Annotated in this window: 19 protein-coding genes; 6 read left to right on the forward strand and 13 right to left on the reverse strand. The window is 67.7% G+C overall.

The annotated features are described in order from the left end of the window. Position 1: 1 nt before the first annotated feature. The 8 genes from rseP to rpsB form a co-directional block, all read right to left on the reverse strand. A complete protein-coding gene (gene rseP, locus HWX76_RS15535; RefSeq protein WP_050012898.1) occupies positions 2-1,390 on the reverse strand; it encodes an RIP metalloprotease RseP in 1,389 nt (462 codons plus the stop codon). An 11-nt stretch (positions 1,391-1,401) separates the two neighbouring features. Beyond that, positions 1,402-2,598, reverse strand: coding sequence for a 1-deoxy-D-xylulose-5-phosphate reductoisomerase (locus HWX76_RS15540; RefSeq protein ID WP_050012899.1), 1,197 nt, complete (start codon positions 2,596-2,598; stop codon positions 1,402-1,404). A gap of 15 nt (positions 2,599-2,613) precedes the next feature. Then, entirely contained in the window at positions 2,614-3,435 is an 822-nt protein-coding gene (locus HWX76_RS15545) for a phosphatidate cytidylyltransferase (RefSeq protein ID WP_050012900.1), read from the reverse strand. Further along, a complete protein-coding gene (uppS, locus tag HWX76_RS15550; protein ID WP_034188847.1) occupies positions 3,429-4,211 on the reverse strand; it encodes a polyprenyl diphosphate synthase in 783 nt (260 codons plus the stop codon). Before uppS ends, HWX76_RS15545 begins: the two co-directional genes overlap by 7 nt. Before the next feature lie 49 nt (positions 4,212-4,260). Then, positions 4,261-4,821, reverse strand: a complete 561-nt coding sequence (frr, locus tag HWX76_RS15555) for a ribosome recycling factor (RefSeq protein WP_006752152.1) — start codon at positions 4,819-4,821, stop codon at positions 4,261-4,263. 104 nt (positions 4,822-4,925) lie between these two features. Next, a complete protein-coding gene (pyrH, locus tag HWX76_RS15560; RefSeq protein ID WP_006402648.1) occupies positions 4,926-5,639 on the reverse strand; it encodes a UMP kinase in 714 nt (237 codons plus the stop codon). A gap of 155 nt (positions 5,640-5,794) precedes the next feature. Next, a complete protein-coding gene (tsf, locus tag HWX76_RS15565; RefSeq protein ID WP_050012901.1) occupies positions 5,795-6,676 on the reverse strand; it encodes a translation elongation factor Ts in 882 nt (293 codons plus the stop codon). A 162-nt stretch (positions 6,677-6,838) separates the two neighbouring features. Continuing rightward, positions 6,839-7,579: a 30S ribosomal protein S2 gene (rpsB, locus tag HWX76_RS15570; RefSeq protein WP_006758564.1), complete on the reverse strand. Its 741-nt coding sequence runs from the start codon at positions 7,577-7,579 to the stop codon at positions 6,839-6,841. Positions 7,580-7,958: 379 nt separating this feature from the next. Here rpsB and map point away from each other — a divergent pair, with 379 nt between their 5' ends. Genes map through HWX76_RS15585 form a run of 3 tightly spaced genes read left to right on the forward strand, consistent with a single transcriptional unit; the run spans position 7,959 to position 13,279 of the window. After that, entirely contained in the window at positions 7,959-8,774 is an 816-nt protein-coding gene (gene map / locus HWX76_RS15575) for a type I methionyl aminopeptidase (RefSeq protein ID WP_050012902.1), read from the forward strand. A gap of 46 nt (positions 8,775-8,820) precedes the next feature. Continuing rightward, entirely contained in the window at positions 8,821-11,397 is a 2,577-nt protein-coding gene (locus HWX76_RS15580) for a [protein-PII] uridylyltransferase (RefSeq protein ID WP_050012903.1), read from the forward strand. A 16-nt stretch (positions 11,398-11,413) separates the two neighbouring features. Further along, entirely contained in the window at positions 11,414-13,279 is a 1,866-nt protein-coding gene (locus HWX76_RS15585; RefSeq protein ID WP_089488568.1) for a pseudouridine synthase, read from the forward strand. A gap of 80 nt (positions 13,280-13,359) precedes the next feature. Here HWX76_RS15585 and def read toward each other — a convergent pair whose 3' ends face one another. From def to HWX76_RS15610, 5 genes are all read right to left on the reverse strand, one after another. Beyond that, positions 13,360-13,893 (reverse strand): peptide deformylase, encoded by a 534-nt coding sequence (def, locus tag HWX76_RS15590; RefSeq protein WP_050012904.1) that lies wholly within the window; start codon positions 13,891-13,893, stop codon positions 13,360-13,362. Beyond that, on the reverse strand, positions 13,890-15,965 hold the full coding sequence (gene ligA / locus HWX76_RS15595; RefSeq protein ID WP_050012905.1) for an NAD-dependent DNA ligase LigA: 2,076 nt from the start codon (positions 15,963-15,965) through the stop codon (positions 13,890-13,892). Before ligA ends, def begins: the two co-directional genes overlap by 4 nt. A 166-nt stretch (positions 15,966-16,131) precedes the next feature. Then, positions 16,132-17,418: a cell division protein ZipA C-terminal FtsZ-binding domain-containing protein gene (locus tag HWX76_RS15600; RefSeq protein WP_050012906.1), complete on the reverse strand. Its 1,287-nt coding sequence runs from the start codon at positions 17,416-17,418 to the stop codon at positions 16,132-16,134. 85 nt (positions 17,419-17,503) lie between these two features. Next, positions 17,504-21,016, reverse strand: a complete 3,513-nt coding sequence (smc, locus tag HWX76_RS15605) for a chromosome segregation protein SMC (RefSeq protein WP_176016022.1) — start codon at positions 21,014-21,016, stop codon at positions 17,504-17,506. Between the two features lie 139 nt (positions 21,017-21,155). After that, positions 21,156-22,097: a DMT family transporter gene (locus tag HWX76_RS15610; RefSeq protein ID WP_050012908.1), complete on the reverse strand. Its 942-nt coding sequence runs from the start codon at positions 22,095-22,097 to the stop codon at positions 21,156-21,158. 159 nt (positions 22,098-22,256) lie between these two features. On the opposite strand from HWX76_RS15610, the gene dapC reads away from it, so the two are divergent. From dapC to HWX76_RS15625, 3 genes are read left to right on the forward strand one after another with little or no spacing between them, the layout of a single operon-like run. Further along, a complete protein-coding gene (dapC, locus tag HWX76_RS15615) occupies positions 22,257-23,504 on the forward strand; it encodes a succinyldiaminopimelate transaminase (protein WP_176016057.1) in 1,248 nt (415 codons plus the stop codon). A gap of 45 nt (positions 23,505-23,549) precedes the next feature. Next, positions 23,550-24,377, forward strand: coding sequence for a 2,3,4,5-tetrahydropyridine-2,6-dicarboxylate N-succinyltransferase (dapD, locus tag HWX76_RS15620; RefSeq protein WP_050012910.1), 828 nt, complete (start codon positions 23,550-23,552; stop codon positions 24,375-24,377). Beyond that, the gene (locus HWX76_RS15625) at positions 24,377-24,745 is read left to right on the forward strand and encodes an ArsC family reductase (RefSeq protein WP_050012911.1); all 369 of its coding nucleotides are present in this window, start codon (positions 24,377-24,379) and stop codon (positions 24,743-24,745) included. The genes dapD and HWX76_RS15625 overlap by 1 nt, the downstream gene beginning before the upstream one ends. The last annotated feature ends 88 nt before the right edge of the window (positions 24,746-24,833 follow it).

A 24,833-nucleotide genomic window follows, 5' to 3' on the forward strand; every position in this document is an offset into this window, starting at 1 on the left:
TTCAGAAATGGATTAACCGAGCCAGATCGTTGAACAGCGCGATCGCCGACAACGCGACGATGCAGATCAACCCGGCTCTTTGCAGAATCAGCTGCCAGCGCTCCGAGACGGCTTTCCCGGTCGCGGCTTCAACCGCATAATATAACAGATGCCCCCCGTCCAAAACGGGAATCGGCAACAAGTTCAGGACGCCAAGGCTAATGCTGACAAGGGCGAGGAACGACAGGAACGCCGACGGACCGAGCCGCGCGCTCTTGCCTGCGTAGTCGGCGATCGTCACCGGGCCGGACAGGTTCTTCAGCGACGCGTTGCCCGTGATCATCCGCCCGAACATCTTCAGCGAATACACGGAAATATCCCACGTGCGGTGCGCGCCGAGCCGCAGGCTCTCGATCGGCCCGTAACGCACGTCCACCGACGGCGCGTGCATCGACAGCGCCGCGCCGATCCGGCCGACCTGCTGCCCCGATTCGTCGTCGCGCTGCATCTGCGGCACGATCGACACCGTCTGCGCGGCGCCGCTGCGCTCGATCCGCAGCGCGAGCGGCTGGCCCGCATGGTGCTTCACCGCGTCGATGAAGCGCGACGCGCCGCCGATCGGCTTGCCGTCGAGCGCGACCAGCTTGTCGCCGACCTTCAGGCCGGCCTGCTCCGCCGCGCTGCCCGGCTGCACCGACGCGACCGACAACGTGCCGCCGCCGGCCTCGAAGCCCAGATGGGCCATGAAGTCGTCGTCGAGCTGGCTGTCGGGGACGTTGCGGAGATCGACGCGGAAATCGAACGTCGCATTGCCGTCGCGCGCGCCGAGCACGACCTCGCGATGGTCGAACGCGGCCGACAGCAGCTTCCAGCGCAGGTCCGACCACGATCGCACCGGCTCGGACTCGCCGCCCTGCGCATCGCCTACGCGCACGTTGCGGATCGACACGACCGTCTCGCTGCCGTCGAAGCCTGCACGGGCGGCCGCCGTGCCGGCGGCCGGCGACGCGACGATCGCGGCCGGCTCGGTCACGCCGGTCGCGAATACGACGGAAAACAGTGCGATTGCCAGCAGAAAGTTCGCAATCGGCCCGGCCGCGACGATCGCGATGCGCTTGTAGACCGACTGGCGGTTGAATGCCTGGCCGAGCTCGTCGGTCGGAATGCCGCCCGGGCCCGGATCGCGCTCGTCGAGCATCTTCACGTAGCCGCCGAGCGGCAGCGCGGACAGCGTCCACTCGGTGCCCGTCCTGCGGCTGACCCAGCGCGCGACGGGCTGGCCGAAGCCGATCGAGAAACGCAGCACCTTCACGCCGCACCAGCGCGCGACGCGATAGTGTCCGTACTCATGCACGACGACCAGTACGCCGATCGCCACCGCAAACGCGACCAGTTCGACCAGCACGTTCATGAGCACCTCATTCAGACCGTACGCTCCACGCGTGGCGCAGGCGCTTTTGCAATGATCGCGGCGGCGAGGCGGCGCGCCTCGGCATCCGCCGCGAGGACGTCGTCGAGCCCGTCGGGCGCGCGGTTCGGCAGCGCGTTGAGCACCGCGTCGACCGTCGCCGCGATCGCCATGAAGCCGATCCGGCGCTCGAGAAAGGCTTCGACCGCCACTTCGTTCGCCGCGTTCAATGCGGCGCTCGCGATACCGCCTTCCTCGAGCGCCTTCAGCGCGAGCGCGAGGCACGGGAAGCGCGCGTAATCGGGCTTCTCGAACGATAGCTGGGCGATCTGCGCGAGGTCGAGCTGGTCGACACCCGCGTCGACGCGCTCGGGGAACGCGAGCGCGTGGGCGATCGGCGTGCGCATGTCGGGGTTGCCGAGCTGCGCGAGCACCGAGCCGTCACGGTACGACACGAGCGAATGGATCACGCTCTGCGGATGGATCAGCACGTCGATCCGGTCGCCCGGCAGCCCGAAGATCCAGTGCGCCTCGATCACCTCGAGGCCCTTGTTCATCATCGTCGCGGAATCGACCGAGATCTTGCGGCCCATCACCCAGTTCGGGTGCTTGCACGCCTCGTCCGGCGTCACGTCGACGAGCGTCGCCGGCTCGCGCGTGCGGAACGGGCCGCCTGATGCGGTCAGGATGATCTTCGAGATCCCGCCGTGCTCGGCCGCGTCGCGCGGCATGCACTGGAAGATCGCGTTGTGTTCGCTGTCGACCGGCAGCAGGATCGCGCCATGGTCGCGCACGGCGTCCATGAAGATCGCGCCCGACATCACGAGCGCTTCCTTGTTCGCGAGCAGGATCCGCTTGCCGGCGCGTGCAGCCGCCAGGCTCGGCGCAAGGCCGGCCGCGCCGACGATCGCCGCGACCACCGTGTCGCAGCCGTCGCTCTTCGACACGTCGACGAGCGCCTGCGGCCCGTGCAGCACGACCGTCTTGCTGCCCGCCGCGCGCAGTTTCGCGTCGACGTGAGCGGCCGTCGCGGCATCGCCGACCACCGCCACTTCGGGCGCGAAGCGCAGACACTGCTCGACGAGCTTGTCGCCGTTGCGGTGCGCGGTCAGCGCGTAGACCGAGAAGCGCTCGGGATGGCGCGCGACCACGTCGAGCGTGCTGTCTCCGATCGAGCCCGTGGAACCGAGCAATGTCAGACGTTTTTGCATAACAGAAATAATGGTTTAACCAAGCAGCAGCATCGCGAGCGGCAGCACCGGCAGCAGCGCGTCGACACGATCGAGCACGCCGCCGTGGCCCGGCAGCAGTCCGCTCGAATCCTTCACGCCCGCCTGCCGCTTCAGCAGCGACTCGAACAGGTCGCCGATCACGCTGTACGCGACGAGCAGCGTCAGCGCGGCCCACGCGCCGGGCATCCCGTAGCGCGCGGCGAATGCAGAAAACAGGGTCGGTTCGAATGCGTGCACGGCCATCGCGACGCCGCCGACGACCATCACCGCGAACCAGCCGCCGATCGCGCCTTCCCAGCTCTTGCCGGGGCTGATCGTGATGGCCAGTTTACGCTTTCCGAAGGCCTTGCCCGCGAAGTATGCGCCGATATCGGCCAGCCAGACGACCAGAAGCAGCGACAGCACGAACGGCACACCCTGCGCGCGGGCGGCGACGAGCGCGTGCCAGCAGGCGGCGAACACGACGAGGCCGGCGGCCAGCAGGAACGGCCGCCAGATGCCGCCCGCGAGCGTGGGCTTGCGCCGCAGCGCGAACGGGCCGACCAGCAGCCAGAACACGCCAGCCGCCATGAAAAGGGGACGGGACGAAGCCGCATCGACGCCGAGCGGCGCGGTGGCCGCGAGCGCGAGCGCCGCGACGCCCGCATAGACGATCGGCGCGGCGCCCCCGAGCTTCAGCAGGCGCGCCCACTCCCACGCGGCGAACACGAGCACGACGCCGATCAGTGCACCGAACCCGGCGAGCGGCGCGAACAGCGTCACCGGCAGCAGCACCGCCAGCATCACGATCGCCGTGATCACACGGGTTTTCAGCATGAAAGGGAGTCGGCGTTCTGCGATTGCGGTTCGAGCTGCGCACTCGTGCGCCCGAAACGGCGCTCGCGCTCGGTATACGACGCCAGCGCGTCGGCCAGTGCCGCGCCGTCGAAATCCGGCCAGTACTTGTCGGTGAAATAGAATTCGGCGTACGCGAGCTGCCACAGCAGGAAGTTGCTGACGCGCTGCTCGCCGCCGGTGCGGATGAAGAGATCGGGCTCCGGCGCGTACGCCATTGCCAGGTGCGGCGCGAATGCGTCCTCGGTCACTTCGACCTCGCGACCTTCGCGCACGGCCTGCTCGACGAGTTTCTTCGTCGCCTGCAGGATGTCCCACCGGCCGCCGTAGTTGGCCGCGATGGTGAGCGTCAGACGGGTATTGCGCGCAGTCTTGGTTTCGGCGCGGCGAATCAGCTCGCGGATGCGCGGCTCGAAACGGTCGAGATCGCCGACGACGCGCAGGCGGATCCCGTTCGCATGCAGCTTGCCCACTTCGCGCTCGAGCGCGGTGATGAACAGCCGCATCAGGAACGACACTTCGTCGTTCGGCCGGCGCCAGTTTTCCGAACTGAACGCAAACAGCGTCAGGTATTCGACGCCGGCGCGCGCGCAGCCTTCGACCACCGCCCGCACGGCATCGACGCCGCGGGTATGCCCCGCGACGCGCGGCAAGCGGCGTTCGGTCGCCCAACGGCCGTTGCCGTCCATGATGATCGCGATGTGACGCGGCACGACGCCGACGTCAGGCACGCGAACGGTAGAGCTGGTATAGGTCATGGCCGTTGAGACAGTAATGCGGGAAGAAGGCGGCGCGCGAGGACGGTCGTCAGACCGTCATGATCTCGGCTTCCTTGCTCTGCACGAGCTTGTCGACTTCGGCGACGTGCTTGTCGGTCAGCTTCTGCACGTCGTCGCTCGCACGGCGCTCGTCGTCTTCCGAGATTTCCTTGTCCTTCACGAGCTTCTTCAGCGCTTCGTTCGCGTCGCGGCGCAGGTTGCGGATCGCGACCTTGGCCGTTTCGCCTTCGCTCTTCACGACCTTGGTCAGCTCGCGGCGGCGCTCTTCCGTCAGCGCGGGCATCGGCACGCGGATCAGGTCGCCGGCCGTCGCCGGGTTCAGGCCCAGATCGGCTTCGCGGATGGCCTTCTCGACCTTCGCGACCATGTTCTTTTCCCACGGCTGCACGCCGATCGTGCGCGCGTCGACGAGCGTCAGGTTCGCGACCTGCGAGATCGGCACCATCGAGCCGTAGTAGTCGACCTGCACGTGATCGAGCAGACCGGTGTGTGCACGGCCCGTACGGATCTTGGCCAGATCGTTCTTGAACGCTTCGATCGAGCGCTGCATCTTTTGCTCGACGCCCTTCTTCACATCAGCGACACTCATTTCAACCTCCGAACCTTCAAACCTTCAAAGAACGCGAGCCCCACCCGGCGCATGTCGCGCGCCGCGGCCGGCAACCCGCGCCGTTCGCCCGCATCCGCGGGAGTTTACACGTGGACGAGCGTACCTTCGTCCTCGCCCAGCACGATGCGCTTGAGCGCGCCCGGCTTGTTGATCGAAAACACGCGAATCGGCAGCTTCTGGTCGCGGCACAGCGCAAACGCCGTCGCGTCCATCACCTGCAGGTTGCGGCTGATCGCCTCGTCGAAGCTGATCGTCGTGTAGCGCGTGGCCGACGGATCCTTCTTCGGATCGGCAGAATATACGCCATCGACCTTGGTCGCCTTCAGCACGACTTCCGCGCCCACTTCCGAGCCGCGCAGCGCGGCGGCCGTATCCGTCGTGAAGAACGGGTTGCCGGTGCCGGCCGCGAAGATCACGACGCGGCCTTCCTCGAGCTGGCGGATCGCGCGGGGCCGGATGTACGGCTCGACGACCTGGTCCATGCGCAGCGCGGACTGCACGCGCGCCTCGATGCCGGCGTGGCGCATCGCGTCCTGCAGCGCCAGCGCGTTCATCATCGTCGCCAGCATCCCCATGTAGTCGGCCGTCGCGCGGTCCATGCCGGCCGCGCCGCCCGCGACGCCGCGGAAAATGTTACCGCCACCGATCACGACCGCGAGCTGCGTCCCGAGACGCACGACTTCGGCGATATCGGCCACCATCCGTTCGATCGTCGCGCGATTGATGCCGAAGGCATCGTCGCCCATCAGCGCTTCGCCGGAGAGTTTGAGGAGGACGCGTTTATAGGCATTGGACATAGGGGCTTCCGAGCGACGAGAGGATGACAACCACGAACTGTAGGGGCGAAATACTGATTCGGGCAAGCGCCGACGACCGGACCGGGGTTCCCGGCCGGCCGGCGGCGCCGCCGGCCGCGGCGGAGCGGACGCCCGCCGCGGGTACTGCTGACTGCTTACTGCTGCTTGGCTGCTGCGACTTGCGCGGCCACTTCGGCGGCGAAGTCGTCCTGGCGCTTCTCGATGCCTTCACCGACGACGAACAGCGCGAACTTCTGCACTGCCGCATTCGCCGCCTTCAGCATCTGCTCGATCGTCTGCTTGTCGTTCTTCACGAACGTCTGGTTCAGCAGCGACACTTCCTTCAGGTACTTCTGGACGCTGCCGTCGACCATCTTCGCGACGATTTCAGCCGGCTTGCCCGATTCGGCAGCCTTCTGCTCGGCGACGCGGCGTTCCGTGTCGATCAGTTCCGCCGGCACGTCGGCCGACGACAGCGCGACCGGCTTCATCGCGGCGATGTGCATCGCGACGTCCTTGCCGACCTGCTCTTCCGCGCCCGTGTACTCGACGATCACGCCGATACGCGCGCCGTGCAGGTAGGTTGCGATCTTGTTCGCGGTTTCGAAACGGACGAAACGGCGGATCGACACGTTCTCGCCGATCTTGCCGATCAGCGCGAGACGCACTGCGTCGACCGTCGAGCCTTCGAGCGGCAGCGCCGACAGTGCGGCCACGTCGGCCGGGTTCTGCGTCGCGACGAGTTCCGCGACCGTCTTCGAGAACGCGAGGAAGTCGTCGTTCTTCGCGACGAAGTCGGTTTCGCAGTTCAGTTCGACCAGCGCGCCTGCGTTGCCGCCGACGAACGATGCGACGACGCCTTCCGCCGTCACGCGCGATGCGGCCTTGCTCGCCTTGTTGCCGAGTTTGACGCGCAGCAGTTCTTCAGCCTTGGCCAGATCGCCGTCGGCTTCCGTCAGCGCCTTCTTGCATTCCATCATCGGTGCGTCGGTCTTCGCGCGCAGTTCTGCCACCATGCTTGCGGTAATTGCCGCCATCATTCGCTCCTTGAGTCTGTATTCACAACGCCGCCCGCTTGGACGCGAACGGCCGAGATTCGCTTCCGGACCCGCGCCGATTCGGCGCGATCAGGTCCGGCGCACAAGCTTAAAAAAAGGGGGCCTGTTGAGAGCCCCCTTTTTGCGCCGGCTCGGGGCCAGTTACGCGTTTTCCTCGACGTATTCGTCGTCGCCGCGTGCGGCCTGGACCACTTCGTTGACCGCGTTCGCACGGCCTTCGAGGATCGCGTCGGCCACGCCTTCGGCGTACAGCGCGACTGCCTTGCTCGAGTCGTCGTTACCCGGGATCACGTAATCCACACCTTCCGGCGAGTGGTTCGTATCGACCACGGCGATGACCGGCACGCCCAGCTTGTTCGCTTCCGTGACGGCAATCTTGTGGTAGCCGACGTCGATGACGAAGATCGCGTCCGGAATGCCGCCCATGTCCTTCACGCCGCCGATCGACTTCTGCAGCTTGGCGATTTCGCGTTCGAACAGCAGCGCTTCCTTCTTGCTCATCTTCTCGGTTTCGCCCGATTCGACGGCCGCTTCCATGTCCTTCAGGCGCTTGATCGATACCTTCAGCGTCTTGAAGTTGGTCATCATGCCGCCGAGCCAGCGCGCGTTGACGTACGGCATGCCCGCACGTTGCGCTTCCTGGGCGATCGTGTCACGCGACTGGCGCTTCGTGCCGACGAACAGGATCGTGCCGCGGTTCGCTGCCAGCTGGCGCACGTACTTCTGTGCGTCCGTGAACATCGGCAGCGTCTTTTCGAGGTTGATGATGTGAATCTTGTTGCGGTGACCGAAAATGAACGGAGCCATCTTCGGGTTCCAGAAGCGCGTCTGGTGACCGAAGTGGACACCCGCTTCCAGCATTTGGCGCATCGTAACTGCCATGTAAATTCTCCACGAGGGTTGGGTCTTAAGCCGGCTGCCGTACCGCCGCGCGAACCCGCCTCGAAGGACGGGGATTCCGCACGGACGGCACCCTGGTTGCGCCGGCTTGCGATTCGGCACGTGCAAAACGCCCGTGCCGTAAGCCTTTCTCCGCGATGCCACCCCAAAACGGGGCACGACGGCAAATTTGGATGTCGACTTAGCCAAAGAGTATAGCACGCGGATTTGTCGGCTCTCAAGTCGCGCGGCACTTTCGCTTGCCGCGCGGCAGCGGGCCGGACAATCCTCGAAAACCCGCATCCGCGCGGCCCGCAGGGGCTGCGAGGCCCGCCATAAGGTGCGATAATCCGTCAATTCACCGCATTCCAGGCATACCTCGATGGCTATTACGCTCAAAAACGAACACGATATCGCTCAGATGCGCGTCGCCTGCCGTCTCGCCAGCGAAGTGCTCGACTTCATCACGCCGCACGTCGTCGCGGGCGTCACGACCGCCGAACTCGACCGCCTCTGCCACGAGTTCATGCTCAACGAGCAAGGCACGATCCCCGCGCCGCTGAACTATCAGCCGCCCGGCTATCCGCCGTACCCGAAGGCCACCTGCATTTCGGTCAACGACGTGATCTGTCACGGCATTCCCGGCGAGAAGGTGATCAAGAACGGCGACGCGCTGAACATCGACATCACCGTGATCAAGAACGGCTATTTCGGCGACACCAGCCGAATGTTCATCGTCGGCGAGGGCTCGATCCTCGCGAAGCGCCTCGTGCAGACCACCTACGAATGCATGTGGCTCGGCATCGACCAGGTCAAGCCCGGCGCGCACCTCGGCGACATCGGCTACGCGATCCAGAAGCACGCGGAAGCGCAGGGCTACAGCGTCGTGCGCGAATACTGCGGCCACGGCATCGGCACGGTGTTCCACGAGGATCCGCAGGTCGTCCACTACGGCCGCCCGGGCACCGGCATCGAGCTGAAGGCCGGGATGATCTTCACGATCGAGCCGATGATCAACGCCGGCAAGCGCGACATCCGCACGATGCCCGACCAGTGGACGGTCAAGACGCGCGACCGCAGCCTGTCCGCGCAGTGGGAGCACACGGTGCTCGTCACCGAAACCGGCTACGAAGTGCTGACCGTATCGGCCGGCACGCCCGCGCGCCCGGTGTTCGCGCAACCGGCCGCCGCCGTCTGAGCGCCGTCGCGCCAGCCCGCCCCACCCCGCACCTGATCGGTCGCCCATGAGCGCTCACGCTGCCCCCTCGCCCGAAGCGCTGTCGCGGCGCGCCGAATTCAAGGCCGCCAAGACGGCGATGCTCGAGCGCTTTCGCCGCGCGGCGAACGTCGCGTCGCTGATGCACGCGCTGTCGAAACTCACCGACGACGCGTTGAAGCGCGTGTGGGACGATTGCGGGCTGCCCGCGACGCTCGCGCTCGTCGCCGTCGGCGGCTACGGGCGCGGCGAGCTCGCGCCCTATTCCGACGTCGACATCCTCGTGCTGCTGCCCGATGCGCACGACGCGGCGCTCGATGCGCGCATCGAGCGCTTCATCGGCATGGCCTGGGATCTCGGCCTCGAGATCGGCAGCAGCGTGCGCACGGTCGCGCAGTGCATCGAGGAGGCGTCGCAGGACGTGACGGTGCAGACCTCGCTGCTGGAAGCGCGCCGCATCGTCGGCAGCACCGCGCTGTTCGAGCGCTTCACCGTGCGCTATCACGAAGCGCTCGACGCCCGCGCATTCTTCACCGCGAAGGTGCTCGAGATGCGCCAGCGCCACGCGAAGTGCCAGGACACGCCGTACAGCCTCGAACCGAACGTGAAGGAAAGCCCGGGCGGGCTGCGCGACCTGCAGACGATCCTGTGGATCGCGCGCGCGGCCGGCTTCGGCAGCAGCTGGCGCGAACTCGACACGCGCGGCCTCATCACCGACCGCGAAGCGCGCGAGCTGCGCCGCAACGAAGGCTTCCTGAAGACGCTGCGCGCGCGGCTGCACGTGATCGCCGGGCGCCGCCAGGACATGCTCGTGTTCGACCTGCAGACGCAGGCCGCCGAGAGCTTCGGCTACCAGCCGACGCAGGCCAAGCGCGCGAGCGAGCAACTGATGCGCCGCTACTACTGGGCCGCGAAAGCCGTCACGCAGCTCGCGACGATCCTGATCCAGAACATCGAGGCGCAGTTGTTCCCCGCGACGAGCGGCATCACGCGCGTGCTGTCGGCCGATCGCTTCGTCGAGAAACAGGGGATGCTCGAGATCGTCGACGACGGCGTGTTCGAACGCCATCCCGACGCGATCCTCGAAGCGTTCCTGCTGTACGAAACGACGCGCGGCGTGAAGGGCCTGTCCGCCCGCACGCTGCGTGCGCTGTACAACTCGCGCGAAATCATGAACAACGCGTGGCGCCGCGATCCGCAGAACCGCGCCACGTTCATGCGGATCCTGCAGCAGCCCGAAGGCATCACGCACGCGTTCCGGCTGATGAACCAGACGAGCGTGCTCGGCCGCTACCTGCTGAACTTCCGTCGCATCGTCGGCCAGATGCAGCACGACCTGTACCACGTGTACACGGTCGACCAGCACATCCTGATGGTGCTGCGCAACCTCCGCCGCTTCGCGGTGGCCGAGCATGCGCACGAGTATCCGTTCTGCAGCCAGCTGATCGGCAACTTCGAGCGCCCGTGGGTGCTGTATGTCGCGGCGTTGTTCCACGACATCGCGAAGGGCCGCGGCGGCGATCACTCGACGCTCGGGATGGCCGACGCGCGGCGCTTCTGCCGCGAGCACGGGATCGACGCCGAAGACGCCGCGCTGATCGTGTGGCTCGTCCAGCATCACCTGACGATGAGCCAGGTCGCGCAGAAGCAGGACACGAGCGACCCCGAAGTCATCAAGCGCTTCGCCGAAGTCGTCGGCAACGAACGGTACCTGACCGCGCTCTACCTGCTGACCGTCGCCGATATCCGCGGCACGAGCCCGAAGGTGTGGAACACGTGGAAGGGCAAGCTGCTCGAGGATCTGTACCGCATCACGCTCGCGGTGCTCGGCGGCGCGAACCCCGACGCGCATTCGGAACTGAAATCGCGGCAGGAGCAGGCGCTCGCGCTGCTGCGCCTCGAAACCGTGCCCGAGGATGCGCACCGCGCGTTGTGGGATCAGCTCGACGTCGGCTTCTTCCTGCGTCACGACGCGGCCGACATCGCGTGGCAGACGCGCGTGCTGTACCGGCACGTGAACGCCGAAACCGCGATCGTCCGCGCGCGGCCGTCGCCGATCGGCGACGCGCTGCAGGTGCTCGTGTACGTGAAGGACCGCCCCGACCTGTTCGCGGGCATCTGCGCGTATTTCGACCGCAACGGGCTGTCGGTGCTCGATGCGCGCGTCAGCACGACGCGGCACGGCTATGCGCTCGACAACTTCATCGTCACGCAGACCGAACGCGACGTGCGCTACCGCGACATCGCGAATCTCGTCGAGCAGCAGCTCGCGACGCGGCTCGCCGAAACCGCCACGCTGCCGGAGCCGTCGAAGGGCCGCCTGTCCAGGCTGTCCCGGACGTTTCCGATCACGCCGCGCGTCGACCTGCGGGCCGACGAGCGCGGTCAGTACTACATCCTGTCCGTGTCGGCCAACGACCGGCCGGGCCTTCTCTATTCGATCGCGCGCGTACTCGCCGAGCATCGGATCGGCGTCCACGCGGCGCGGATCAATACGCTCGGCGAGCGCGTCGAAGACATCTTCCTGCTCGCGGGTGCCGGCCTGTCCGACAACCGCCTGCAGATCCAGCTCGAAACCGAATTGCTGCGTGCGATCGCAGTCTGAATGAATCCCAGCGTTTATGCGCACCAAATTAACCGTCAAGAATCCGAAGCCGGCGTCGCCGACCCGCGCCCCTGTCCGCTCCGGCAGCCTCGTCGCCCGCAAGGCGGTGCGCCCCGCCGCGCCGCCCGCGGGGGATAAACCGGCCCGCCCGAAAAAGGCGCCTGCGGCCGCCGCTAGCGGCGAGCGCTCGTTCAAGCCGCGCGGCGCCGCCGGCGCAGAACGCGCGGGCGCGGATCGCGCGCCGGCCAAGCGTGCGCCGCGTGACGGCGGCGCCGAACGCGGCACGCGCGCGCCGTATCGCGACAATGCAGCCGGCGAAGGTGCGAAACGCAGTTTCGGCGACCGCCGTCCGTCGTCGGATCGGCCGCCGCGCCGTAGCGATGACGATGCGCGGCCGCGTCGCGCAGGCGCCGACGACAAGCGTCCGTCCTATCGCGACAACGCAGCTGGCGAGGGTGCGAAGCGCAGTTTCGGCGATCGACGCACGTCGTCGGATCGGCCGCCGCGCCGTAGCGATGACGATGCGCGGCCGCGTCGCGCAGGCACCGACGACAAGCGCCCGTCCTATCGTGACAACGCATCCGGCGAAGGCGCAAAACGCAGCTTCGGCGACCGCCGTCCGTCGTCCGATCGTCCGCCGCGCCGTGATGACGATGCACGTCCGCGTCGCGCAGGCGCCGACGACAAGCGCCCGTCCTATCGTGACAACGCATCCGGCGAAGGCGCAAAACGCAGCTTCGGCGACCGCCGTCCGTCGTCCGATCGTCCGCCGCGCCGTGATGACGATGCACGTCCGCGCCGCACAGGCGCCGACGACAAGCGCCCGTCCTATCGTGACAACGCATCCGGCGAAGGCACAAAACGCAGCTTCAGCGACCGCCGCACGTCATCCGATCGCCCTGCCCGCCGCAACGACGACGATGCACGTCCGCGTCGCGCAGCAGGTGGCGACGAAGGCAAACGCCCGTCCTACCGCGACAAGCCCGCCGGCGAAGGCGCGAAGCGCAGCTTCGGCGACCGCCCGGCCCGCCCCGCGCGCGACGGCGAGCGCCGTTCGTTCGGCGCGGTGAAGACCGCGCAACCCGTCAAGCGCGCGGCAGCCGACGTCGACTACGGCGACGAAACCGGCCTGATGCGCCTGTCGAAGCGGATGTCCGAGCTCGGGATGTGCTCGCGCCGCGAAGCCGACGAATGGATCGAAAAGGGCTGGGTGCTCGTCGACGGCGAACGCATCGACACGCTCGGCACCAAGGTGCGCGCCGACCAGAAGATCGAGATCGACGAGCGCGCGAGCGCCGCGCAGGCCGCGCAAGTGACGATCCTGCTGCACAAGCCGGTCGGCTATGTGTCGGGTCAGGCGGAAGACGGCTACGAGCCGGCGGCCGTGCTGATCACGCGCGCGAACCGCTGGAGCGGCGATCATTCGCCGGTACGGTTCTCGCCGCAGCACCTGCATGCGCTCGCACCGGCCGGCCGTCTCGACATCGACTCCACCGGCCTGCTTGTGCTCACGCAGAACGGCGTGATCGCGAAGCAGCTGATCGGCGAACAATCGGACATCGACAAGGAATACCTGGTGCGCGTGCGCTTCGGCGAACGACTGATCGACATCGACCAGCACTTCCCGGCGGAATCGCTCGCGAAGCTGCGCCACGGCCTCGAGCTCGACGGCGTGCCGCTCAAGCCCGCGCTGGTGAGCTGGCAGAACGGCGAACAGTTGCGCTTCGTGCTGCGCGAAGGCAAGAAGCGGCAGATCCGCCGCATGTGCGAACTGGTCGGCCTCGACGTGATCGGCCTGAAGCGCGTGCGGATGGGCCGCGTGATGCTCGGCGCGCTGCCGCAGGGCCAATGGCGCTACCTGTCCGCCGACGAGACGTTCTGACCGCAAGCGCATCCAGTGCGCGATGCAATGGAAAAGCCCGCTTCAAGCGGGCTTTTTCTTTTCTGTGCGAGCGCGACCGATCAATCGTCGTCGGCCGGGTCGAGCCCCGGGAACAGCACCTCGGTGAAACCGAAGCGCGTGAAGTCGGTGATCCGCATCGGATACAGCTTGCCGATCAGGTGATCGTACTCATGCTGGACCACGCGCGCATGGAACCCTTCGGCGATACGATCGATCTTCTGGCCGAACTGGTCGAAGCCGCTGTAGCGCACCTTCGCGTAGCGGCTGACGACGCCGCGCATGCCCGGCACCGACAGGCAGCCTTCCCAGCCCTCTTCCATGTCCGGCGGCAGGTACTCGACCTTCGGGTTGATCAGCACGGTCTCCGGCACCGGCGGCGCATCCGGGTAGCGGTTGTTGTTGCCGAAGCCGAAGATGATGATCTGCAGCCCGATGCCGATCTGCGGCGCGGCGAGCCCCGCGCCGTTCGCGTGATGCATCGTCTCGAACATGTCCGCGACGATCTCGTGCAGCTCGGGTGTATCGAACCGCTCGACCGGCTGGGCGATTTCGAGCAGGCGCGGATCGCCCATCTTCAGGATCTCGCGAATCATGGCGTATTGCCCTCCAGGAGTTGGTGCAGACCATCTTCGTCCAGCACGGGGATGCCGAGTTCCTCGGCCTTCGCGAGCTTGCTGCCGGCTTCGGCGCCCGCGACCACGTAATCCGTCTTCTTCGATACCGAACCGGCCACCTTGGCGCCCGCCGCTTCGAGCATCTCCTTCGCCGCATCGCGCGTGAGATTCGGCAGCGTGCCCGTCAGCACGACCGTCTTGCCGGCCAGCACGCCCTGCGGCGCCTTCGGCGCGGGCGGCCCTTCCGGCCACGTGACCTTGCCGGGCGCGCGCAACTGCTCGATCACCGTGCGGTTGTGCTCTTCCGCGAAGAACTGGTGAATCGACTCGGCGACGATCGGCCCGACGTCGTTCACTTCGAGCAGTTCCTCGATCGACGCGTCCATGATCGGCGTCAGCGAGCCGAAATGCTTCGCGAGATCCTTCGCGGTCGATTCGCCGACATGACGGATGCCGAGCCCGTAGATGAAGCGCGCGAGCGTCGTATGCTTCGCCTTCTCGAGCGAATCGAGCAGATTCTGCGCGGACTTCTCCGCGAACCGGTCGAGCTCGGCCAGCGTCGCGAAACCGAGATTGAACAGGTCGGCCGGCGTACGCACGAGATTCAGCTCGACGAGCTGGTCGATGATCTTCTCGCCGAGGCCGTCGATGTCGAGCGCGCGGCGCTGCGCGAAATGCCACAGCGCCTGCTTGCGCTGCGCCGGGCAGAACAGCCCGCCCGTGCAGCGCGCGATCGCCTCGTCCGGCAGGCGCTCGATCTTCGAGCCGCACACCGGGCATTCGGTCGGCATCACGAATTCGGCCGCGTCCGCCGGGCGCCGGTCGAGCAGCGCGCCGACGACTTCCGGAATCACGTCGCCCGCGCGGCGCACGATCACGGTGTCGCCGATCCGGATGTCCTTGCGGCGCACTTCGTCCTCGTTGTGCAGCGTCGCATTGGTCACGGTCGCGCCGCCGACGAACACCGGCTCGAGACGCGCGACCGGCGTGATCGCGCCGGTGCGGCCGACCTGCACGTCGATCGCGACGAGCTTCGTCAGCGCTTCCTGCGCGGGGAACTTGTGCGCGAGCGCGAAGCGCGGCGCACGCGACACGAAGCCGAGCCGCTCCTGCTCGTCGCGCCGGTTGACCTTGTAGACGACGCCATCGATGTCGTACGGCAGCGACTCGCGCTTCTCGCCGACCTTGCGGAAGAAGTCGAGCAAGCCTTCGGCGCCGTGCACGACCGCACGCTCGCGGTTCACCGGCAGGCCGAACGCCTCGTACCAGTCGAGCAGCGCGCTGTGCGTGTCGGGCATCGGCATCCCGTCGAGCACGCCGATCCCGTACGCGAAGAACGACAGCGGCCGCTGCGCGGTGATCTTCGAGTCGAGCTGGCGCAGGCTGCCGGCCGCCGCGTTGCGCGGGTTCGCGAATTCGCGCTGCTCGGCCGCGCGCTGGCGTTCGTTCAGGCGTGCGAAATCGCGCTTGAACATCAGCACCTCGCCGCGCACGTCGAGCACGGCCGGCACGTGCTTGCCCTTCAGCTTCAGCGGAATCGAGCGGATCGTGCGCACGTTCTCGGTCACGTCCTCGCCCGTCGTCCCGTCGCCGCGCGTCGCGGCCTGCACGAACACGCCTTGCTCGTAGCGCAGCGAAATCGCGAGGCCGTCGAACTTCAGTTCGCACGCGTATTCGACGGGGTCCGTCACCGAGCCGGCGAGATCGGTCGTCTTCGCGAGCGCGTCGGCGACGCGCTTGTCGAACGCGACGATGTCCTCGTCGGCGAAGCCGTTGTTCAGCGACAGCATCGGCGCATCGTGGACGACGGGCGTGAAGCCGTCGGCCGCTTCGCCGCCGACGCGCTGCGTCGGCGAATCGGGCGTCACGAGTTCGGGATGGTCGGTTTCGAGCTGCTGCAGCTCACGGAACAGCCGGTCGTATTCGGCGTCGGGCAGATCCGGCTGGTCGAGCACGTAATAGGCGTGGTTCGCCCGCTCGAGTTGGTCGCGCAGCCATGCGGCGCGCGCGTCGGGCTGGCTGGCTGGCGGTTCGGCTTGGGTTCGGGCCATGCTGGCGGCAGAGTCGTTCTGAAAAAAATCGGATGCCCGATTATCTCAGTTTGACGCCGCGGCGGGGCACGCAATGCGGGCCCGATGACGTGCTGCAGCGCACACCGGGCGGTGTGCGCCGCGGCGACGGACGACGGCACCCACGCGCGCCGTCCGCGCGATCGCGTTACTGGCTGAACAGGCGGCGCGTGACTGGCGAACCGGCCGGGATGCCGGCTTCCTCGAGCTTCGCGTACAGCTTCATCAGCTGCTGCTCGATCGCGAGCAGCGTCGACTCCGGCAGCGGCCGGCGCGAATCGTCGACGACGCGTGCGCCGATCCGCTCGGACAGCGACTTCGCGTAATCGCACATCAGCCGGAACGGCAGGATGTCCTCTTCGGCCACCGGCACGTCGAGCACCAGCGTGATCATGTTGCCGCCCTTGTACGTCAGGTCGTCGCGCAGGAAGTTCGTATCGCCGAACTGCAGCATGAACACCGGATTCTGCTTCGCGTCGAGCTTCACGAAGCGCGTGCCGTCGCGCGACAGCAGCAGCCCGTCCTGCGACGCGACCGCCTGCACGTAGTTCGCGGACCACGGCGCGCCGTCCGACATCACGTTGATCGACAGTTGCGCGTCGCACTGCGCGGCAAACGCGTCGAGCTCGCGCGCCATCGCGACCGTTTCCATCATGTCGGGGAATTCCGGCGCGCCGTCGATCGCGTCGGCGAACTGCTGGACGCCCGTCACGAACTCGGAGAATTCGAGCTCGTTCAGCGCGCCGCTGCGGTTCGCGAGCTGCGCGGCCGCGCGCAGCTCATCGTAGCGCACGCCGTTCTGCAACAGCTCCCACTGGCCGCCTTCCGGCTTGCCTTCGATGTGCACGGGCTTGCTGCCCGCGCGGCGCAGCCGCTGCGCGACCGGTAGGATCTTGTCGCCCGGCAGCGGCCCGGTGAGGCGGATCGGCACGATGCAGTCGATCCGGCGATCGACGATCGCCGGCGGCGCCGACGAGACCGTCGTCGCGGCCGGCATCACCGGTTCGGTTGGGCCGGCCGGTTCGGCCGCCGCTTCGTGCGCGGCGGCGGGCACGGCTGCTTCGCCGACAGCCGGTTCGCTCGATTCGGACGACGTATCGGCCCCCGTCGCCTCGGCCTGCAGGTCGGCCGGCGTATCGGCCGGCGCCGCGCCGCCGGCGGCCCCGCCGAACGTCGGCTCGACACGCGCCGCTTCGGTCGCAGCAGCAGCGGCCGCGACAGGTGCCGCAGGCTCGCGGCGCACCGGCTGACGCACCGGTTCGATGAACGGCAACTCTTCGTCACGCTCGGGGCGGTTCATCGCCTCGGCTGCTTCCTCCGGCATCGGGCGCGGCATCCTGCGCCGCACTTTCGCGCCCTGCCATGCGTTGTAGACCACGACGCCGCCTACCACGACGGCGCCCGCGCCGATCAAACCGAGTGTCAACTCGTCCATGCACGCTCCATCAGCAATTCTTTTTCGTCGGGACCGCGAACGGGCGCCCATGCGCCGCGCGAACGCGGTCCGGTTTCGTCAAACGTCAATTCTGGGCAAAACCCGCGGCGGTTTCCATGTCCACCGCGACGATCCGCGACACGCCCTGCTCCTGCATCGTCACGCCGATCAGCTGCTGCGCCATTTCCATCGCGATCTTGTTGTGCGAGATGAACAGGAACTGCGTCTTGTCGGACATCGCGCGGACCAGATTCGCGAAACGCTCGGTGTTCGCGTCGTCCAGCGGCGCGTCGACCTCGTCGAGCAGACAGAACGGCGCCGGGTTCAGCTGGAACATCGCGAACACCAGCGCGGTCGCGGTCAGCGCTTTCTCGCCGCCCGACAGCAGGTGAATCGTCGCGTTCTTCTTGCCGGGCGGCTGCGCCATCACCTGCACGCCGGCGTCGAGAATCTCGTCGCCCGTCATGATCAGCTTCGCCTGGCCGCCGCCGAACAGGCGCGGGAACAGATCGCTGAAATGACGATTGACCTCGTCGAAGGTGCCCTGCAGCAGCGTGCGGGTTTCCTGGTCGATCTTGTGGATCGCGTCCTCGAGCGTCGTGATCGCGTCGATCAGGTCGGCCGATTGCGCGTCGAGGAACACCTTGCGCTCGCTCGCGGCCTTCAGCTCGTCGAGCGCGGCCATGTTCACGGGGCCGAGCGCGTTGATTGCGTTGTTCAGGCGCGTGACTTCGCCCTGCAGGTACGACGGCTTGAGATCCGGCGTCAGCTTCGCGGCCAGCGCGACCTCGTCGACCTCGGCGGTCGCGAGCTGCTCGGCGAACTGCTCGACGGACAGGCGCGCGGCCTGCTCCTTCAGCTGCAGCTCGGTGATGCGGTCGCGCAGCGGCTGCAGCGAACGTTCGGCCACGAGCCGCTGCTCGTCCGACGCACGCAGCTTTGCGGTGAGATCGTCGAGCTCGATCCGCGCGGCCTGCAGCGCTTCTTCCTTCACCGCGCGAATCTCGAGCGCGTCCTGCAGGCCCGTGTGCGCGGTCTGCTCGTTGATCGTCTCGAGTTCGGCGCGCGCGTCTTCGAGCGACGCGGCGACGCGCTCGCTCTGCTCGTGCGCGACCTGGATCGTGCGCTTGAGCTCGTCGATCCGCGTCACCGCGTTGCGTGCGGCGAAGCGCGCATCGTTCGCGCCGCGCTCCAGGTCGCGCGCTTCCTGACGCGCCTGCGTCAGCGATTCGTCGAGCGACTCGAACGCGAGCTGGTTGTCCTCGAAGCGCGCCTGCAGTTCCGCGAGCTCGCCGTCGAAGCGCTCGAAATTCGCTTCCGACTCCGCGCGCAAGGCACGCTGCTCCTCGATCTGCGCGCCGATTTCCTCGAGTTCCTCGCGGATCTGCGTGCTGCGCTGCGTATAGCGTTCGTGCGCCTGCGCGAGCTTCAGCACATCCATCTGCAGCGCATGCACGCGCTGCGTCGCGCGTTCGGCCTGCGCGCGCACGTCGCCGAGCGCCTGCGTGGCCTGCGTGTGCGCGGCTTCCGCCCGCACAGCGGCCGTGCGCGCCTCGTCGGCGAGCAGCGCCTGCGCGCGCACCTGGCGCGTCAGGTTTTCGATTTCCTGCTGACGGGCCAGCATCCCGGCCTGCTCCGAATCGGCCGCGTACAGCTGCACGCCGACCCGCGTGACGATATGGCCGGCCTTGACGACGAACGCGCCACCCGCCGGCAGTTGCGCGCGCGTCGCGAGCGCCTGCGCGACGTCGTCGGCCACGTACACGTTGCCGAGCCAGTCGTTCAGCACCGCGCGGATGCCCGCGTCGTCGATGCGCACGAGCGACAGCACCGGCCGCAGCCCGGCCACCGCGGCGGGCGGCTCGCCGGCCGCGGGCGGCGCGTAGAACGCGAGCTTCGCGGGCGGCGCATCGGTCGCGAATGCCTTCACCCAGTCGAGATTCGACACTTCGAGCGCGGCGAGACGCTCGCGCAGCACGGCCTCGAGCGCCGCTTCCCAGCCGGCCTCGACGTGCAGCTTCTTCCACAGACGCGGCAACGCGCCGAGCTCGTGCTTGTCGAGCCACGGCTGGATCTTGCCTTCGGTCTGCACGTTGTCCTGCAGCTGCTTCAGCGCGGCGAGGCGCGCTTCGAGCTGGTGGATCTGCGCGGCTTCGGCCTGCACGCGCTCCTGCGCGGCGCGGCGTTCGCCGTCGAGACGCGGCACCGTTTCCTGCGCGTCGGCAAGACGCGCCTGCGCTTCCGCGAGAATCTCTTCCTGCTCGGCCAACTGCATGCGCAGTTCTTCGAGCTGCGTCTCGTCCGGCGCGTCGAGCCCGCCCGCTTCGCTCTTCAGGCGCTCGTGGCGCTGCTGAAGCTGCTGGAGCTGCTGGTCGGCGTTGCGCTGGTGCGCGGCTTCGAGCTTCAGCGACTGCTCGGTCTGCGCGATCCGCGCGCGCTCATCGTTGAGCTGCGCCTGCGCGTCGCGCCACTTCGCTTCGAGCGCCGGCAGCGCATCGTGCTTCGCGGCCGCGTTGTCTTCGGCGAGCGCGGCCTTCTCGTCGGCCATCGCGCGCGCCTCTTCGGCTTCCTCGAGCTCGTCCTGCGACTTCTCGGCCTGCGCGCGCCACTGCTCGCGCTGCGCGTTCAGCGCGGCGATCTGCGCCTGCACGCGATTGCGCGATTCGACGATGAACTTGATCTCGGCTTCGAGGCGGCTCACCTCGGCGTTCGCCTCGTAGAGCGCGCCCTGCGCGCCCTGCATCGCGTCGCTCGCCGAGTAGTGCGCGACGCGCAGCGTCTCGAGCTGCGCCTCGACTTCGCGCAGCTTCGCCGTCTGCGCCTCGAGGTCGATCTGCGCCTGTTCGATCGCACGCTGCTGCTTCTGCTGCTCGCCCGCGGCCTCGTTCTTGCGCAGCAGCCACAGCAGGCGCTGCTTCTCCTCGCCGTCGGCGACGAGTTCCTTGTACTTGGTCGCGACCACCGCCTGCGCCTCGAGCTTTTCGAGGTTCGCGCCGAGTTCGCGGACGATGTCCTCGACGCGCGTCAGGTTCTCGCGCGTGTCGTGCAGGCGGTTCTCGGTTTCGCGACGGCGTTCCTTGTACTTCGACACGCCGGCGGCTTCCTCGAGGAACACGCGCAGCTCTTCCGGCTTCGCCTCGATGATCCGCGCGATCATGCCCTGCCCGATGATCGCGTACGCACGCGGCCCGAGGCCGGTGCCGAGGAAGATGTCCTGGATGTCGCGGCGGCGCGCCGGCAGGTTGTTGATGTAGTAGCTCGACGTGCCGTCGCGCGTCAGCACGCGCTTCACGGCGATTTCGCCGTACTGGCCCCACTGCCCGGCCGCGCGGCCGTCGGAGTTGTCGAAGATCAGTTCGACGCTGGCCCGGCTGCCGGGCTTGCGGGCGGTCGAACCGTTGAAGATCACGTCCTGCATCGATTCGCCGCGCAGCTCGGACGCGCGCGACTCGCCGAGCACCCAGCGCACGGCATCGATGATGTTGGACTTGCCGCATCCGTTCGGGCCGACCACGCCGACAAGCTGGCCCGGAACCTGGAAATGCGTGGGATCGACGAAGGATTTGAAGCCAGCGAGTTTGATCGAGCTCAGACGCACGGCGGTATCGGATGTGAAGAAGGTGTGAAACGGACGGGGCCGCACGGCGCGGGGCCGGAGAGCCCCTGCGCACCACACGCCCCGGAATTCAAAAACGGGGCCGCGCGCATCCAGCGTTGGGCCCCGCAAACGGCTTCCATCATACCATCGCGCGTGAGCCGTCCCGCCCGTCGCCGGGTTTGTCCGGTGCCGGCGCGGCGCGATGGACCCGGCTCGACAGCAGCGTCGCCAGCACGATGCACGCGCCGCCCGCCCACTCGCGCGCGCTCGGCAGCTCGTTCGCGAACACCCACGCGGACAGCGCGGTGATCACGATCTCGAACAGCATGATGATCGACGCGCGGTTCGCCGGCACGCGCGCGAGGCCGTACTGGACGAGCAGGTTGTTCGACGCCATCGTCACGCCGATCGCGGCGATGATCAGCGCGGCCACGCCCAACTGGTCGCTCGCCGGCGCGGCCGGCAGCCCTTCGAACAGCGACGCGATCGCGCCGAACACGGCCGCGCCGCCGAACAGCGTCGCGGTGCGCATCTCCGCGCGCATGTCGGGCAGCTCGCGGCTCGCCTTGATCACCAGCACGTTGCTCATCGCGAAGCTGAGCCCGGCCGCGAGGCCGGCCCATTCGGCCGGGTTGGCCGGCAGCGGCAAGCCGAGCGCCGGCGACCACAGCATCAGCATCGCGCCGCCGATCGACAGCGCCGCGAGCCCGGCGCCGGCCCAGGTCAGCCGTTCGCGCAGCAGGAAATGCGCGTAGATCGCGGTCCAGGCCGGCGTCAGGTAGAACAGCAGCATCACGCGCAGCACCTCGCCGTGGATCGTGCCCCAGACGAACCCGAGATTCGTCACGCCGGCCGTCACCGCGATGCCCGGCAGCACCCAGTGCCAGCGCAGCGTCGCGATCGTGCGGTGCCGCGCGACGATCACGAACAGGAACGCAACGAGGCTCGTCAGCGCGCTGGCCAGCGTGCCCGTCACGCCGAGCGACGCGAGGATCCGCAGCGGATACCAGATCAGGCCCCATACCGACGCGCCAATCAGGATGGCCAGCGTCGGCAGGCTGCCGCGTACCGCGTTGTTCATTTGGTTCGATACCCTTTATTCGACCGCCCCGGGCCGCCGTTCCGGCAGGCCGTGACCGCATTCCGTCACGCTATAATCGTCCGTTGCGAACCGCGCGCCCCGGCGCCCGTTCGCAGCCGCGCGGCGCGCCCGCCGCTTCTTTCGCTCCAACCGGCCGCGATGGCCGCTTCGCCCGTGAACCCTCGACTCGACTCGCTCCAGCCCTATCCCTTCGAAAAGCTGCGCGCCCTGTTCAAGGACGTGACGCCCGGTGCCGGTACGCCTTCCGGCAACCTGAAACCGATCAGCTTCGGCATCGGCGAGCCCAAGCACGCGACGCCGGCGCTGATCCGCGACGCCGTGGTGGCCGCGCTCGACGGCCTCGCGTCGTACCCGGCCACCGCCGGCTCGGATGCGCTGCGCACGTCGATCGCGCGCTGGCTCGAACGCCGCTACGGACTGCCGGCGATCGATGCGGCCACGCAGGTGCTGCCGGTGTCGGGTTCGCGCGAGGCGCTGTTCTCGCTCGCGCAGACCGTGATCGACGCGCGGCCGCGCGCGGACGGCAAGAAGGCGATCGTACTCTGTCCGAATCCCTTCTATCAAATTTACGAAGGCGCGGCGCTGCTGGCCGGTGCCGAACCCTATTTCGCGAACAGCGACCCGGCCCGCAACTTCGCGTGCGACTACGCGGCCGTGCCCGAGGAAGTGTGGGCGCGCACGCAGCTGCTGTACGTGTGCTCGCCGGGCAACCCGACCGGCGCCGTGCTGACGCTCGACGACTGGCGCGAGCTGTTCGTGCTGTCCGACCGCCACGGCTTCGTGATCGCGTCCGACGAGTGCTATTCGGAAATCTATTTCGACGAAGCGGCGCCGCCGCTCGGCGGTCTTGAAGCCGCGCACCGCCTCGGCCATGGCTTCGAACGACTCGTGATGCTGTCGAGCCTGTCGAAGCGCTCGAACGTGCCGGGCATGCGCTCGGGCTTCGTCGCCGGCGACGCCGCGCTGCTCAAGAAATTCCTGCTGTACCGCACGTACCACGGCGCCGCGCTGTCGCCGGTCTGGCAGCACGCGAGCATCGCCGCGTGGAACGACGAGACGCACGTGCGCGAGAACCGCGCGCTGTACGTGCAGAAGTTCAATACGGTCACGCCGATGCTCGCCGATGTGATCGACGTGAAGCTGCCCGACGCCGCGTTCTACCTGTGGGCCAACGTCGCGCGCACCGGCCTGTCGGACACCGAGTTCGCCCGTCGCCTGTACGCCGACTATAATGTGACGGTTCTGCCCGGCTCGTACCTGGCGCGCGATGCGCACGGCACGAACCCGGGCCGCGATTTCATCCGGATCGCGCTCGTCGCGGGCACCCCCGAATGCGTCGAGGGCGCGCAACGCATCGTCGATTTCTGCCGCGCTCTCGCGCGGTAAGACGTCCATCCCGATCAATTCCATCCATCTCCTGCGAAAACGAACATGTCGCAACAACTTCAGCAAATCATCGACACCGCCTGGGAAAACCGCGCCGAGCTGTCGCCGAAGGCCGCGCCCGCCGACGTCCGCGAGGCCGTCGCTCACGCGATCGAGCAACTCGACAAGGGTGCGCTGCGCGTCGCCGAGAAAATCGACGGCCACTGGACGGTCCACCAGTGGCTGAAGAAGGCCGTGCTGCTGTCGTTCCGCCTGGAGGACAACGCGCCGATGCCGGCCGGCGGCTACTCGCAGTTCTACGACAAGGTGCCGTCGAAGTTCGCGAACTACACGGCCGAAGACTTCGCCGCGGGCGGCTTCCGCGTCGTGCCGCCGGCCATCGCGCGCCGCGGCTCGTTCATCGCGAAGAACGTCGTGCTGATGCCGTCGTACACCAACATCGGCGCGTACGTCGACGAAGGCACGATGGTCGACACGTGGGCGACGGTCGGTTCGTGCGCGCAGATCGGCAAGAACGTGCACCTGTCGGGCGGCGTCGGCATCGGCGGCGTGCTCGAGCCGCTGCAGGCGAACCCGGTCATCATCGAAGACAACTGCTTCATTGGCGCGCGCTCGGAAGTCGTCGAAGGCGTGATCGTCGAGGAGAACTCGGTGATCTCGATGGGCGTGTACCTCGGCCAGAGCACCAAGATCTACGACCGCGAGACGGGCGAAGTCAGCTACGGCCGCATCCCGGCCGGCTCGGTCGTCGTCGCCGGCAACCTGCCGTCGAAGGACGGCTCGCACAGCCTGTACTGCGCGGTGATCGTCAAGAAGGTCGACGCGAAGACGCGTGCGAAGGTCGGCCTGAACGAGCTGCTGCGAGGCGACTGATGGCGAAGCCGCACACCGTGGTCGTCTACGGCATTCCGAACTGCGACACCGTGAAGAAGGCCCGCGTGTGGCTCGACGATCACGGCGTCGAGTTCGAGTTCCACGATTTCAAGAAGCTCGGCGTCAGCGCGCCGCTGATCGAAGACTGGCTGAAGGACGTGTCGCTCGACGCGCTCGTGAACAAGCGCGGCACCACGTGGCGCGGCCTGGACGACGGGATGAAGGCGGCCGCCGAAACGAAGACCGGCGCGGTCGCGCTGATGATCCACAAGCCATCGGTCATCAAGCGTCCCGTGCTCGTCGTCAACGGCCGCGTGAAATCGCTCGGGTTCGTGGCCGATCAATACGCGGCGCTGTTTGCCGCATAAGGCCGCCCGCGCCGCGCCTGCGGGCGTAGGGCCTGTTCACGCTAATAACGGGCTTGCGCTGGCCCGACGCCCTGTCGCTGCCGGCCGC

The organism is Burkholderia sp. BCC0398 (assembly GCF_902833245.1).
Taxonomy (GTDB): Bacteria; Pseudomonadota; Gammaproteobacteria; order Burkholderiales; family Burkholderiaceae; genus Burkholderia; species Burkholderia sola.

Excerpts from the sequence above, each read along its gene's own strand:
- uppS (WP_034188847.1), bottom strand. The coding sequence starts at position 4,211 with ATGACCTATACCAGCTCTACCGTTCGCGTGCCTGACGTCGGCGTCGTG.
- HWX76_RS15600 (WP_050012906.1), bottom strand. The coding sequence starts at position 17,418 with ATGGACGAGTTGACACTCGGTTTGATCGGCGCGGGCGCCGTCGTGGTA.
- def (WP_050012904.1), bottom strand. The coding sequence starts at position 13,893 with ATGATTCGCGAGATCCTGAAGATGGGCGATCCGCGCCTGCTCGAAATC.
- HWX76_RS15545 (WP_050012900.1), bottom strand. The coding sequence starts at position 3,435 with ATGCTGAAAACCCGTGTGATCACGGCGATCGTGATGCTGGCGGTGCTG.
- pyrH (WP_006402648.1), bottom strand. The coding sequence starts at position 5,639 with ATGTCCAATGCCTATAAACGCGTCCTCCTCAAACTCTCCGGCGAAGCG.
- HWX76_RS15585 (WP_089488568.1), top strand. The coding sequence starts at position 11,414 with ATGCGCACCAAATTAACCGTCAAGAATCCGAAGCCGGCGTCGCCGACC.
- rpsB (WP_006758564.1), bottom strand. The coding sequence starts at position 7,579 with ATGGCAGTTACGATGCGCCAAATGCTGGAAGCGGGTGTCCACTTCGGT.
- tsf (WP_050012901.1), bottom strand. The coding sequence starts at position 6,676 with ATGGCGGCAATTACCGCAAGCATGGTGGCAGAACTGCGCGCGAAGACC.
- frr (WP_006752152.1), bottom strand. The coding sequence starts at position 4,821 with ATGAGTGTCGCTGATGTGAAGAAGGGCGTCGAGCAAAAGATGCAGCGC.
- HWX76_RS15540 (WP_050012899.1), bottom strand. The coding sequence starts at position 2,598 with ATGCAAAAACGTCTGACATTGCTCGGTTCCACGGGCTCGATCGGAGAC.
- dapD (WP_050012910.1), top strand. The coding sequence starts at position 23,550 with ATGTCGCAACAACTTCAGCAAATCATCGACACCGCCTGGGAAAACCGC.
- HWX76_RS15625 (WP_050012911.1), top strand. The coding sequence starts at position 24,377 with ATGGCGAAGCCGCACACCGTGGTCGTCTACGGCATTCCGAACTGCGAC.
- HWX76_RS15580 (WP_050012903.1), top strand. The coding sequence starts at position 8,821 with ATGAGCGCTCACGCTGCCCCCTCGCCCGAAGCGCTGTCGCGGCGCGCC.
- HWX76_RS15610 (WP_050012908.1), bottom strand. The coding sequence starts at position 22,097 with ATGAACAACGCGGTACGCGGCAGCCTGCCGACGCTGGCCATCCTGATT.
- rseP (WP_050012898.1), bottom strand. The coding sequence starts at position 1,390 with ATGAACGTGCTGGTCGAACTGGTCGCGTTTGCGGTGGCGATCGGCGTA.
- dapC (WP_176016057.1), top strand. The coding sequence starts at position 22,257 with ATGGCCGCTTCGCCCGTGAACCCTCGACTCGACTCGCTCCAGCCCTAT.
- ligA (WP_050012905.1), bottom strand. The coding sequence starts at position 15,965 with ATGGCCCGAACCCAAGCCGAACCGCCAGCCAGCCAGCCCGACGCGCGC.
- map (WP_050012902.1), top strand. The coding sequence starts at position 7,959 with ATGGCTATTACGCTCAAAAACGAACACGATATCGCTCAGATGCGCGTC.